Origin of the sequence: Vibrio sp. 1F253 (assembly GCF_041439295.1) — a bacterium.
Taxonomy (GTDB): Bacteria; Pseudomonadota; Gammaproteobacteria; order Enterobacterales; family Vibrionaceae; genus Vibrio; species Vibrio tasmaniensis_A.
In genome coordinates this window covers 15,073-27,058 of the sequence record NZ_JBGONU010000025.1, presented here as the reverse complement: position 1 = coordinate 27,058, position 11,986 = coordinate 15,073, and the positions used below count along the sequence as shown (strand labels likewise).

Below are 11,986 nucleotides of genomic sequence, written 5' to 3'. Positions count from 1 at the left end.
CAGTATGAAGATTTTAAGCCTAGAATTTGAAAACCTGAACTCTTTGAAAGGACGTTGGAAGCTCGATTTTACCCAATCACCGTTTGCGGAAAATGGCTTGTTTGCGATTACTGGCCCAACAGGGGCGGGTAAAACCACCATTCTTGACGCGATTTGTTTGGCATTGTTCCACCGCACGCCGCGTTTAAAGAGCGTCGCTAAGGGCAACAATGAATTAATGACGCGTGGCACGGGTGAGTGTTTTGCTGAGCTGGAGTTTGAAGTGCAGGGCAAAACGTATCGCTCTAACTTCCACCAAAAGCGAGCGCGTGGAAAACACGATGGCGCATTACAAACACCAACGTGCGAATTTGCGGATGCGGACACCGACAAAGTCTTAGAGACCATGCTGACCAAGAAGACCAAGTTAGTGGAGCAGGTAACCGGTCTCGATTTCTCACGCTTCACTAAATCGATCATGTTGTCTCAGGGTGAGTTTGCGGCGTTCTTAAATGCCAATGCTAACGACCGTGCCGAGCTACTTGAAGAGCTGACGGGTACAGAAGTCTATAGCCTGATCTCTGAGCGCATCTACGATCATTTCAAGTCGAGTGAAGAGTCGCTTAATCACCTTAAAGCGAAAGCAGAAGGTGTGAGCTTACTGTCTGAAGAGCAAATCAAAGAGCTAACCGCAGAACGAGAAACGCTAGAAGCCGAGCAGAAGCGTTTAGCCGAGCAATTAAAAGAGTGGCAAGCGCATCTTAGCTGGTGGAAAGACGTGACTAAAGCTGAGCAAACTATCGCGACCAGTGAGCACGATCTTAAAACAGCTCAAGATAAACTAGGCCGTAACCAACCATCACTAGAGCGTTTGGCATACAGTGAACCGGCTGAAAAGCTGCGCCCAATGCACAAAGATTTAAAGCGTTGCGAACTAGAGGTGAACACTACTCAAGCTCATTTAGATAACTGCACTAAGTTACTTGCCGTTCGTGATGCAGAGAAGCAAGACGCGCAAACTAAACTGACTCAAAGCAGTGCAATTGTCGAACAGGTTAAAACCGAGCAACAAGAACAAGAGAAGATCATCGATCTGGTGCGTCCGCTAGATAACCAAATTGCCGTACTCAAAGATAAGCAAACTGCGGCCGTTAATGCAACGAATACGCTAAACGAGCAACATACGCAGCAGCGTAATCAACAAGTCGTTTTGGTCCAAAAAACAGATGCACTGAAGCAACAAGATCAACTCAGCACTGAGTACTTAAATACACATCAAGCTGACCAACATCTGGAAAAATACTTAGGTCAGTGGCAAGCAAAGGTAGAGCAAGTTCGTACTCTAGAGCGTCAGCATGCAGAACAGTTAAACTCAGCGAAGCAAACTTTGTCTGCGGTTGATACTCAGCTAACGATCATCAAATCTGCGCAAGACGCTAAAGCAACGCAAGACAAAACTTTAAGTGAATTGGTTGTGTTAGAGAGTAGTGCAAAGCAACAGTGGGAAGCATTGCAAAGCAACACCAGCGAACAAGTATTGAATGCGCAAAAAGATCTGTTGGAGTACTGGAATCGCAATACGCACTCATTACTTGAGATCAACCGTGGCTTCCTAAATGCCCAGCAACAGCTGCACGCTAAAACTCAGGCACATCAGACCAACATCCAATTGGTCGACAAGCTTTCGAAAGAACGTGAAGTGTTAGTCGAGCGATATAAAGAGAAAGAGACGTCTCTTGAACGATTAACGCGATTGATTGATCAAGAAGGCGAATTGGCGAAATACCGTGCGGCTTTGGAATCTGGAACTGAGTGCCCACTGTGTGGTTCAACAGACCATTCGATTGAGCAGTCGCAAGATATTGCAAATTTGGTTGCTCAAAAAGAAACGGAAAACCTAGAGTTAACGGCCATCAAAAAAGAAGGCCAAGAGCATCGTCAGCAATTAGATTCTCTGGCCCCAATGATTGCGGCGCTTAACGATGACATCCAACGTGCACAAGCGGATATTCAGCAGGCTCAATTGAATTGGCAAGGCGTTGTCGGCAAGCTTCAACAGAGCTTATCGGATTTCGTTGGCACGGCTCCTGAACTGGCGCTGCTAACGATTAACGATTTAGGCAATGAAGCTATAGTCGCGACCTTTGCTCAGCAGTGTGAACTTCAACTAAGTCAGAGCTCACAGCAACTCAAGGCGTTGGCTGATGCGAAAGCACACTATGCTGAAGCTGATAAACAACGCTTGTCTGCAAGTGTTATGGTTGACAAGGCGCAGTCTAATCTCGAGTTGGCCGAGCAACGCTTAGCGGATCTGAATAAGCAAAATCACAGCACGAACGGACAAGTGGCTCAGATAGCTCTAGCAAAAGAACAGCAATGGAACGCTCTGAAAGAGAGCATTGTTCAAACGGCTATCGAAGCGCCTGAACTTGAACATATCGATGATTGGTTTACTGCTAAATCACAAGCATCAAGCATGTGGCAGCAAACTAAACAGCAAAAGGCCGATATTGAGAAACAACTGATTACTCAAAATGCCGAATTGAAAACTTTAGATGACAAGCTAAGCAGTGTTGAGAAAGAGCTCGCGACACTGACGCAACAGAGTGAGTCTCTAGTGTTAGAACTGACTCGTGTAACGGCTGAAAGAACAGAGTTGTTTGGTGACAAAGACATTCAAGCCACCAGCAATGCGATGAAGCAAAAAGTCACCGAAGCGGTAAATGCATTTGATGCCGCGCAGTTGGTGCTTAACCGCTGCGAGCTGGAACATCGAACTGAGCAAACCAAACACATTAGCTTCTCTGAAGAGTTGACTAGCAAGCAGTCAAGTTACACACAAGCGTCGAATGCTTGGTTAGAAGCACTGAAAACGAGCCCATTCGAAGATGAGGTAAATTTTGAAGCGGCGTTGTTGGATGAAGAGGTTAGAACTCAACTTCAAAGCCTGAAGAAGTCTTTGGACGAAGCGATTGTCAGTGCACAAGCTAGGTTGAACACCGCCAAAGCGACGCAAGTGGAGCTACAAAACCACGCAAATGCTAAAGCATGGCAAGAGCAAGACCAACAGCAAGTTGAAGAAGCGACTACTGAATGCCAAAACGCACAACAAAGCCATGCGACAAAGATCGGCGCGATTTCTGCCAATCTTGAAACGGATAGCCAGAACCGCAGTAATCAGCAAGATCTGTTTAAGCAAATAGACGAGCAACAGGTCGACTTTGATGATATTTCACGTCTGAATTCACTTATCGGTTCTAAGAACGGCGACAAGTTCCGTAAGTTTGCTCAAGGTCTAACACTGGAAAACTTGGTGTACTTGGCGAACAAGCAGCTACAGCGTTTGCATGGTCGTTACGAGCTAAAACGTAAAGCCGATGATGGTTTAGAGCTGCAAGTGCTTGATACATGGCAGGGCGATGTTATGCGTGATACCAAAACGTTATCAGGTGGCGAAAGCTTTTTGGTGAGCTTGGCGCTGGCATTAGCGCTTTCTGATCTTGTGAGCTACAAAACCAGTATTGACTCTCTGTTCTTAGATGAAGGTTTCGGCACGCTCGATAGTGACACATTGGACATTGCTCTAAACGCGCTGGATAACTTGAACGCATCAGGCAAGATGGTTGGCGTCATCAGTCACGTTGAAGCATTGAAAGAGCGAGTGCCTGTTCAGCTTAAAGTAACAAAACACTCTGGCTTAGGTGTGAGTGAGATGGAGAAGCAATACAAGGTTATTGCTTAACCTGATTAAGCGGGCTTAGTCGAATTTGAGCAGAGTCAGTTCAGATAAAGCCGAATCTGTTTGGATAAGCAGATCCCCGACTCAGTCGTTCCTCCTTCTCGAGGGTGGCGGAGTCGGGGGCTGTTAGTAACAACACCGTAGTCACTCACTAGAGTCAGGAACGATTAGAATAACCGCCGTCATTCCCTAAGTGAGGGACGAGCGTAATAGGGAATCTCTCCTCAACGAATAGGTTAATGGATTTATCGACAAGGAAGCGGTCATGCACAAGAAACCACATCTACCCACCAAGACATGTCCCGTTTGCCTCAAACCATTCTCATGGCGTAAGAAATGGCAACGCTGTTGGGAAGAGGTGATTTATTGCTCTGAACGTTGTCGTCGCCATAAGACAAAACCCACATAATCTCCCTTCATTTAAGAATCTATTGAGAATAACCACTCATTTAACGAGTTAATATTTTATCTGTCAGGTAACTCATGTATAAAGACGGCATGAAGATACCTAAAAGAATACAGCCTTTAGTTGACGATGGTTTAGTCGACGAGGTGACAAGCCAACTCATGAGTGGCAAAGAAGCATCGGTGTACATTGTGCGCTGCGGCGATACGATCCGTTGTGCCAAGGTATATAAGGAAATTAGCCAACGCAGCTTCAAAAAAGCGACCGCGTATCGTGAAGGCCGAAAAGTCCGAAATAGCCGCCGCGCTCGAGCGATGGAAAAAGGCTCAGGCTTTGGTCGTGAACAACAAGAAAAGGTTTGGCAAAGTGCTGAAGTGGATGCCTTATATAAACTGGCAGAAGCGGGTGTTCGTGTGCCTGTCCCTTATGGTTGCTTTGATGGCGTACTGCTTATGGAACTGGTCACTGACGATGATGGTTACGTTGCGCCACGTTTGAACGATGTCGTGATGTCTGCAGAGCAGGCGATCGAAGACCACGCTGTGATGATGACCTACGTAGTTAAAATGCTGTGTGTCGGTTTGATCCATGGTGACTTGTCTGAGTTCAACGTATTGGTGGATGAGTACGGCCCGGTGATTATCGATTTACCACAAGCGGTTGATGCTTCGGCGAACAACAATGCTGAGTGGCTGTTGGCTCGTGACATCAATAATATCCGTGACTACTACGCTCAGTTTGCTCCCGAATTGGCGAAAACCGAGTATGCCAAGGAAATGTGGGCGCTGTACGAGAAAGGCGACTTAAAGCCAGATAGCAAACTGACGGGCGAGTTTACGGAAACTGACGATTTGGCAGACATCGAAGCCATTATGCAAGAGATAGACGCTGCGCGAATTGAAGAACAACACCGACGCGAGCGTGTTAAAGAAGAAAAAGAAGGTGTGGACGACAGTAAGTTCAATTGGGCTGAGTAGCGGTAATAGTAAAAATAATGATCAGTTTTGATCCTTAGCTGAATCCTCAGAGTGCCCTTCGTTGAAACGACATCTTTAGTTTCAACCAACAGCTTTAGTTTCAACCAACAGCTTTAGTTTCATCCGACAGCATCGAGTTAACTACTAAACCCAACAGAGTCATAGCTTTGTTGGGTTTTCTATTTTTTACTACTCACCAAAAAACTCTAACGAAGTTATCGAGCGTTTACGCAGCTAGGGTGACCTGTTAGTTACTACGATTGGTATTATTTACTGCGAGTGGTACTACTCATTACCAAGTCAATTGCTCGCCATCATACGCGTAGAAGTGACCGCTTTTATCCGGCGTAGCGGTTCGAATGATGTCCACTAACTGGTGAGCTACATAACTAGACTCAAACAACTTACCTTGAGGCACATTGGCCTGAAAGGGCTTAGATAGAGCGGTGTCGGTTGTACCAGGGTGGAGCGCTAACACTGTGCCTTTCTTCAATGTACGTTGCCATTCAATCGACATGGTTTTGATGAACATGTTGAGTGCGGCTTTGGAAGAGCGATAGCTATACCATCCACCTAATCGGTTGTCTGAAATGCTGCCGACTTTGGCCGATACCACTGCAAATTTTGGATTATCACTGGATTTGAGGATCGGCGTGAAATGTTTGGCCAGTAATAAGCTAGGTAGGGTGTTTACCGAGATGTTTTTAAAAAAGAACTCTGGGTCGATAGAGGACAAATTCTTTTCTGGACCCAGGTCTGGAGTGTGGAGCATACCCACGCAGTTAATTAACCAATCAAGTTGGTCAAACTCAGAACTTAAGCGCTTAATATCAGCTTCGTTGGTGGCATCGACTTGGTGCCAATTCAAACGGTTATCTTCCAATTCTGGTCGTTGTGAATGATAAGTCGCGTCGACATGGACATCGAGAAAGTCAAAGCGAGACAGCTCAGACAATAGGTGCTTAACCACGGCGAAACCAATACCGCCGCTGCCACCAATGACCAATATGTGTAATCTGAGTTGTTCCACCATTATAAGTTCTCCAAGTTAGTCAGTCGTTGTTCTGCGGTGTCGAGTATCGCTTGTTGGTCTTGCTCATCCATATTGTCCCAAGAGCGATAAAGCATCCCCATGCGTGGGTTGCGATTTAAGGCCTCGCGATGTTTGTTCATGAAGCGCCAATACAAGCTGTTGAATGGGCAAGAACTCTCGCCACTGCGCTCTTTTATCTTGTAGTGACAGCCTTTGCAGTAGTCACTCATACGGTTGATGTAAGAACCGCTGGCAGAGTATGGTTTGGTTCCGACGATCCCGCCATCCGCAAAAAGTGTCATACCTCGCGTATTTGGCATTTCGACCCACTCAATTGCGTCAACGTAAATACCAAGGTACCAACTGTCTACTTGGTGAGGGTCTATACCCGTGATTAAACAGAAGTTGCCAGTGATCATTAACCTTTGGATGTGGTGCGCGTAAGCAAATTCAAGAGACTGGTCAATCGCATGCTTCATGCAGTTCATCTCGGTTTGTCCGTCCCAAAAATAATGGGGCAGCTTATTGGTTGCTGAATAATGGTTTTTATTGGCGTACGCAGGCATGTTTGCCCAATAGACGGCGCGTATGTACTCTCTCCAACCTAGAATTTGTCGCACAAACCCTTCGATTTGTGCAATATCGATAGTGGGTGCATTTGGCTTAGAAGGAGCTTGATAAGCTGATAACGCAGCATCAATCACTTCTTGGGGACTTAGCAGTTTACTGTTCAACGAAAAGGAGAGGCGGCTATGATACAAGCTCCATTTTGAATCGTGTTCTGTCGTCATCGCATCTTGAAACTGCCCAAATAACGGTAAGCAGACTTGGCAGAAATGAGCGAGCAGAGACAAGCTTTGTGCGCGGTTAACTGGCCATAATAATTGGTCGCCAACTTCACCAATGGTTTGAACTTGATGACGCTCGATGCGTTCTAAAATCGCGGAAATGTCGTTGGCAAACATCAGAGGTTGAGGCAGGCTTTCAATGTCTTTTTTCTTGAGTTTCTTTCGATTGCTCGCATCGTAATTCCATTTTCCACCAACGGGCTTTCCGTCTTCTAGCAAAATGTCGAAGCGCTTTCTCATTCGGCGATAGAAATGTTCCATCATGATGTGTTTGTTTTTAGGAAACTGGGTTTCAATCTCGTCAAACGGAAACAGGAAGTGCTCGGAATCGCTACAGCCTTTGGTTACTCCGGTTAACTTCAGCTTTGCCAATTGTTGGAGTAGTCGATATTCGTCTGGCCGTTGGTATTCAAACTTTTCAGCAGCAAACTCGTGGACGTAGTGTTGCAATAGAGCATCGAGATTTTCAAATTGAGTCGTGTCATCGAGAGTAAGGTGGAGTACCTGATGACCTTGTTGTTGGAGCTCGTCGGCAAAGTAGCCCATCGCAGAGAAAAAAGCGGCCACCTTTTGGATGTGCGATGCAACGTAGTCAGTCTCTTGCTTGAGTTCGGCAATGATATAAATGACGTCGTCATCAACCTGTTGAAACCAAGAGTGCTGGATATTGAGTTGGTCGCCTAAGACAAGGCGCACGGTTTTGAAATTCATAACACATCCTGATTGTTAGTTAAGACAGGTTCTTTGCTGCTCGCATTCCACTTGTTGATAAACGTATGGTCTGGATCGTACATATGCGTTTGCTTACCTAAATCAAATTGCCGTGATTTGGGTTGTGCTTGGTTGGTATTCTTTTGCTTGTTGGTTTGAGTGCTTACCTGAGGTCTCAGCGCTCCGGCTATGTAAGCCCAATTCCCCCTGTTTGATGCCATGTCATAGTCGATAAGTTGGCTCTCAAAATAGGCTGCACCGTGTCGCCAATCGGTCCCTAGTTCATAGATCAAACAGCTAGCGGCTAGCTGTCTTCCTCGATTAGACATGTAGCCTGTTTCATTAAGTTGGCGCATACACGCATCGACAATCGGGTAGTTGGTATTGCCACTTTTCCATTTGGCTAAATTCAGGTTCAACGTCGCTGAGGAGTTTGAAGAGTCGAGTTTATGGTTTGAGGTTTCACCGAACAACGACGAACCCAATGACAAACACTTCCAATAGAAATATTCGCGCCACAACAACTCAAAGTAGATCCAATAGGTTGAATCGTTACTGCCATGATCGGCTTCGAACTGCTTCAAATGGCTATAAATCGTTTTAGGCGAAACGCAGCCGAGTGCCAACCACGGCGAAAACTTGGTCGAGTTTTCGATGCCGTCAAATGCGTTTCGAGTCTGCTTGTAGTTAAGGGCGTAATCATGTGAGAAGTAGTTATCTAGATGTGCTAGTCCTGCGTCTTCGCCACCCAAATAATCGTTTGTTGCTGCTCTTTCTGAATTTACTGAACTGAATAGTGGGATTGCCAATACTGGTGTTGCTGCAAGTGTCACTGCTTGCGGTAAACGTGAAATAACCGTCTCACCGCTATTAACGTCCAAGTGTTCGACTAGCTTTCTAAATTTGGTAAACGAGCTCGGGACTTTTGATAATTCAAACGGCAGCTCATGTGAGTCAAACAAGGTGGAGTGATGTGGCAAGCATGTTATTAAGTCAGGGTGACGACGGTGAACTGAATCAATCAATCGTCGCTCATCGTAACCGCAATGTGCATTGGTGAAAAAATGGGTGACGTGTTGTGTAGCAATGATTTGGCTGAGTGTTTGCTCGGCTGCGTCTGGTTCTAAATGATTACTGTGAATCACGACAAGTTGCTGACCAAACTTAACTAAATTCGATTCTAGGTGAGTTATCGATTGTGAAACAAAGGTCTGGCGATGCGCGCCATAACTTTGTTCTTTCGCGAAATCAGCAGAGAAACGAACCAAAGTGGGTTCGACAATCACAAAAATGAGTTTATCGACGCTCTGCGCAGCGCAATGGAGCAATTGATTGTCGTTGATTCTTAAGTCGTTTGTAAAAAGATAGAGACCAATCTTTTTCATTACTTACACTCGTAATTTTTTAATTATTAGACGCTTACGAGTTGATAAGCCGACAAGATCACAAATGAAATTAGCAAGTGGGTGACAGTTGGATTGGGGTAAATAAGAGGGGATGTAAGCCAACCAATAATACCGATAGAGGCTGGCAATGCAGGAAGTTTTAAAGTTCGAACGGTAGTATCTAATCCATTGGAACGATTAGAATGTCCACTGGAGATGTGTCGATGATCTGTTTCGAATGGGAAATAATTTTATGCCAAAAATCATGGTGATGACCACATAGCAGTAGGTCAACGCCATTTACCTCGATGGTATTTTTGAGCTTATCATTCAAATCTCCCGTTCCCACGAATATGTGCTTGATTGGGTGTTTAGCGTAGGCCTCAAACTCTTTCAAATGTTTAACGGAATCTTCATTGATGGGTAGATCGCCTTCATTTCCCTGAATATCAACGAGTTCAGGGTAAATCTCTCCATGCGTGCCGTCGATATAAACAAACGAAATGCCAGCCTCTAGTTTGTTTGCGAAGAAGGTCGCTCGATCAATCAGAATCTTAGTGTCGTCGGACATTTCAACAGCGACCAGAATATGTCGGTATTCCATAATTAAAGCCTCGTGTTATCAGTTATATAACAAGCATAGTTTTTGTTAGCACAAATGATATCGAAGAGATTTCATATTGCATAAAATCATCATTCAATGTTCTTCTAAGCACTATCGTATTTATATCGCTTTGATTGATAAGAAATTTACAAAAGGTTGTTATAGTGAAGTGAGTTCGATCTTTACGCTTTTTGCTATTAGATAAGCTCGATAGTCCAACTCGTCAATAACCAAGAGGTATTAATGACAGCATTACTCACCATCCCAACTCGAACATTAGGCTTTGACTACGATATTGAGATCCGCGATTGGTCTCAAAAACTTGTCGGTTTTCACGTATTTGAAGATGGTAGACGACCGCTCGATGGTGGTATTGGTTTAAGCCTCAACCTCGTTGAGCAGTTTGATGTGAATGGTCGTTGGTTAGATTCATTGCCAGCTCGTTATCGTGAGATCACCGATGATTTCCCAGAGTATCAATACCAGATGTTGTGGTTGGCTGCGAACACTTATGAAGCGGCACAACTGCTTGAGTTAAGACCGGTTATCTTGGCGTTAATCTGCATGAAATACAGTGTCGATAACAAGAAAGCATTGGAACTGAGTCGCCTAGGACAAAAGAAAATCTTAGCCAAATTGGGCTTAGACAGCAGTAAAGCGACCCTTAAATTTATCGATAAGCTAGAGCTTAACTATAACGTTGGAGACGAGCTTGACCACATTGTTCGAATTCTCGAACCGCTGCAAAGACGAGTCCTTAAGTTTAAGCATTACTCAAAAGTAGGCTATACAGCGCTGCGTTTGGATCAGGTTCATCCATTTTTAACCGGCAGCCGATTAGGTATTGCTATGGTTGAAGAGGGAAGGCTCAATGCGCCTTCAAAGATGGCCATGTTCCAAGACGCGATTTTACTGGGTCAAGATTTGGAGATGGACGATCCATTACGCGCCATCACCAGTCAAAATTCCTTTGCTATGTTTGAGCAACTGCATGATAGGTGGACAGAACAGCGTCAGTTACGCCGTCTAGAAGGAAATCGGCCTATGGACATGGACATCCCTTATCCAGTTCCTTTACTCGGTAATGACAATATTCATCCGCTTACTGATTACTACGACCTTGAACAAGAGGGCGTGGAACAAAAACATTGTATTGGCGTCTATCACAATCGAATCATGAGTGATCGCTATGTGGTGTTTCGAATGCTCAAGCCTCAACGCTTAACCATTGGCCTACGTCGTGTTCCAAGCAAAGCCTTTCCGTTTGAGATTGACCAGATTTGTGGGAAACGAAATGCACCGCCATCGGAGTCGGCTCGCCAAGTCATCCATGACTGGTTAGAAGCGAGTAAGCAAAAGTACCCTAAGCAATAGCCATGAAGTAGAAGGAATAGCAGGATGTTTCAACAAGGCGATTTATGCCCGCCTTGTGGTTTGATTATTGTCATGCCAACAGATTTGCAAGCCGTATGCTTAGGGTGTGGCGAAGAGGTCAATCAAGACCCTGCAGACCATTACGACGAAGAAGAGTAACTTTACCTACACTGATATAAACCAAGGCTAGGATGGCCAAATTACTCCCTTTCAAAGGACGGAAACATGCAGAAAGTAATCTTTAGAAATTGCGATGAAAGTTCGCCATATTGGAGTGAATTAGAGCGCTTGTTTCAAAGTGAATGGTCGGATTTTAAGTTTAAAGATACCTATAAAGACTGCGTACAACTCCCTCCAGTAATAATAGTGCTTCGCGATAATGCGGTCATTGGTGGCTTGGCATATTCCCATTTTCAGGAACCTCATCAAGTAAGAGATGTGGTTTGGATTAATGCTGTTTATGTTGATGCTCAATGGCGTGGCCAAGGTATTGCAAGTGAATTGATTAATCGAGCTGTTGAACAAATGCCAGTTTACTATCAATCTCAATCCTCGAAGGATTCAACGTCTAACTTGTACGCCTACACCAATATTGCGCCTTTGTACCTTTCTCTTGGTTGGTCAATCGTCGAGATTGAAACCGAACCCAATCATCACGTCATGAGCGTTTCGTTTTAGGCTGAATATTCGGAAACAGCCTAACAGACACGAAACTCTCTGCCTTTCTCATCTATCTATTTATGAGCGCATTTTCATAAATGCTTAAACTTCGTTGCGACAAGATCTTGAATCAACGTCAGATTGCCTTCTCTAAATTAATCTTCTAACTCTTTAAAATATAGGGATAAATTGGTACGACATTCAGTTTAATCTAAATGAAAATCGTTTGCGTTAGCGTTTTTGCAAGTGTATAAAAGCGTGTCTGTTAAT

General features: G+C 44.7%; 10 protein-coding genes. 6 read left to right on the top strand and 4 right to left on the bottom strand.

Translation table 11 applies throughout. From position 1 onward, the window contains the following. Positions 1 to 4: 4 nt before the first annotated feature. The 3 genes from ACED28_RS13600 to ACED28_RS13590 all read left to right on the top strand — a co-directional run bounded on the left by ACED28_RS13600 (position 5) and on the right by ACED28_RS13590 (position 5,101). Positions 5 to 3,721: an AAA family ATPase gene (locus ACED28_RS13600; RefSeq protein ID WP_371710058.1), complete on the top strand. Its 3,717-nt coding sequence runs from the start codon at positions 5 to 7 to the stop codon at positions 3,719 to 3,721. Positions 3,722 to 3,983: 262 nt separating this feature from the next. After that, positions 3,984 to 4,127, top strand: coding sequence for a DUF2256 domain-containing protein (locus tag ACED28_RS13595; protein ID WP_076671818.1), 144 nt, complete (start codon positions 3,984 to 3,986; stop codon positions 4,125 to 4,127). Between the two features lie 89 nt (positions 4,128 to 4,216). Then, positions 4,217 to 5,101, top strand: a complete 885-nt coding sequence (locus tag ACED28_RS13590) for a PA4780 family RIO1-like protein kinase (protein ID WP_371710079.1) — start codon at positions 4,217 to 4,219, stop codon at positions 5,099 to 5,101. Positions 5,102 to 5,393: 292 nt separating this feature from the next. Here ACED28_RS13590 and ACED28_RS13585 read toward each other — a convergent pair whose 3' ends face one another. From ACED28_RS13585 to ACED28_RS13570, 4 genes are all read right to left on the bottom strand, one after another. Next, entirely contained in the window at positions 5,394 to 6,134 is a 741-nt protein-coding gene (locus tag ACED28_RS13585; RefSeq protein WP_371710057.1) for an SDR family oxidoreductase, read from the bottom strand. Further along, on the bottom strand, positions 6,134 to 7,693 hold the full coding sequence (locus ACED28_RS13580) for a cryptochrome/photolyase family protein (RefSeq protein ID WP_371710056.1): 1,560 nt from the start codon (positions 7,691 to 7,693) through the stop codon (positions 6,134 to 6,136). Before ACED28_RS13580 ends, ACED28_RS13585 begins: the two co-directional genes overlap by 1 nt. Next, complete coding sequence (locus tag ACED28_RS13575; RefSeq protein ID WP_371710055.1) at positions 7,690 to 9,078, bottom strand: DASH family cryptochrome; 1,389 nt, start codon at positions 9,076 to 9,078, stop codon at positions 7,690 to 7,692. Before ACED28_RS13575 ends, ACED28_RS13580 begins: the two co-directional genes overlap by 4 nt. A gap of 181 nt (positions 9,079 to 9,259) precedes the next feature. Then, positions 9,260 to 9,682, bottom strand: coding sequence for a universal stress protein (locus tag ACED28_RS13570; protein WP_012604051.1), 423 nt, complete (start codon positions 9,680 to 9,682; stop codon positions 9,260 to 9,262). 243 nt (positions 9,683 to 9,925) lie between these two features. Between ACED28_RS13570 and ACED28_RS13565 the strand changes: the two genes are divergently transcribed. From ACED28_RS13565 to ACED28_RS13555, 3 genes are all read left to right on the top strand, one after another. Continuing rightward, a complete protein-coding gene (locus ACED28_RS13565; RefSeq protein ID WP_371710054.1) occupies positions 9,926 to 11,056 on the top strand; it encodes a PcfJ domain-containing protein in 1,131 nt (376 codons plus the stop codon). A 24-nt stretch (positions 11,057 to 11,080) separates the two neighbouring features. Beyond that, positions 11,081 to 11,215 carry a hypothetical protein gene (locus ACED28_RS13560; protein ID WP_371710053.1) on the top strand — a complete coding sequence of 45 codons (135 nt, stop codon included), beginning with the start codon at positions 11,081 to 11,083 and terminating at the stop codon, positions 11,213 to 11,215. Positions 11,216 to 11,281: 66 nt separating this feature from the next. Then, a complete protein-coding gene (locus tag ACED28_RS13555) occupies positions 11,282 to 11,734 on the top strand; it encodes a GNAT family N-acetyltransferase (RefSeq protein WP_371710052.1) in 453 nt (150 codons plus the stop codon). The last annotated feature ends 252 nt before the right edge of the window (positions 11,735 to 11,986 follow it).

What these genes read in the sequence shown, in the direction of transcription:
- ACED28_RS13590 (WP_371710079.1), top strand. Translation starts at nt 4,217, where the DNA reads ATGAAGATACCTAAAAGAATACAGCCTTTAGTTGACGATGGTTTAGTC.
- ACED28_RS13575 (WP_371710055.1), bottom strand. Translation starts at nt 9,078, where the DNA reads ATGAAAAAGATTGGTCTCTATCTTTTTACAAACGACTTAAGAATCAAC.
- ACED28_RS13580 (WP_371710056.1), bottom strand. Translation starts at nt 7,693, where the DNA reads ATGAATTTCAAAACCGTGCGCCTTGTCTTAGGCGACCAACTCAATATC.
- ACED28_RS13585 (WP_371710057.1), bottom strand. Translation starts at nt 6,134, where the DNA reads ATGGTGGAACAACTCAGATTACACATATTGGTCATTGGTGGCAGCGGC.
- ACED28_RS13570 (WP_012604051.1), bottom strand. Translation starts at nt 9,682, where the DNA reads ATGGAATACCGACATATTCTGGTCGCTGTTGAAATGTCCGACGACACT.
- ACED28_RS13595 (WP_076671818.1), top strand. Translation starts at nt 3,984, where the DNA reads ATGCACAAGAAACCACATCTACCCACCAAGACATGTCCCGTTTGCCTC.
- ACED28_RS13555 (WP_371710052.1), top strand. Translation starts at nt 11,282, where the DNA reads ATGCAGAAAGTAATCTTTAGAAATTGCGATGAAAGTTCGCCATATTGG.
- ACED28_RS13565 (WP_371710054.1), top strand. Translation starts at nt 9,926, where the DNA reads ATGACAGCATTACTCACCATCCCAACTCGAACATTAGGCTTTGACTAC.
- ACED28_RS13600 (WP_371710058.1), top strand. Translation starts at nt 5, where the DNA reads ATGAAGATTTTAAGCCTAGAATTTGAAAACCTGAACTCTTTGAAAGGA.
- ACED28_RS13560 (WP_371710053.1), top strand. Translation starts at nt 11,081, where the DNA reads ATGTTTCAACAAGGCGATTTATGCCCGCCTTGTGGTTTGATTATTGTC.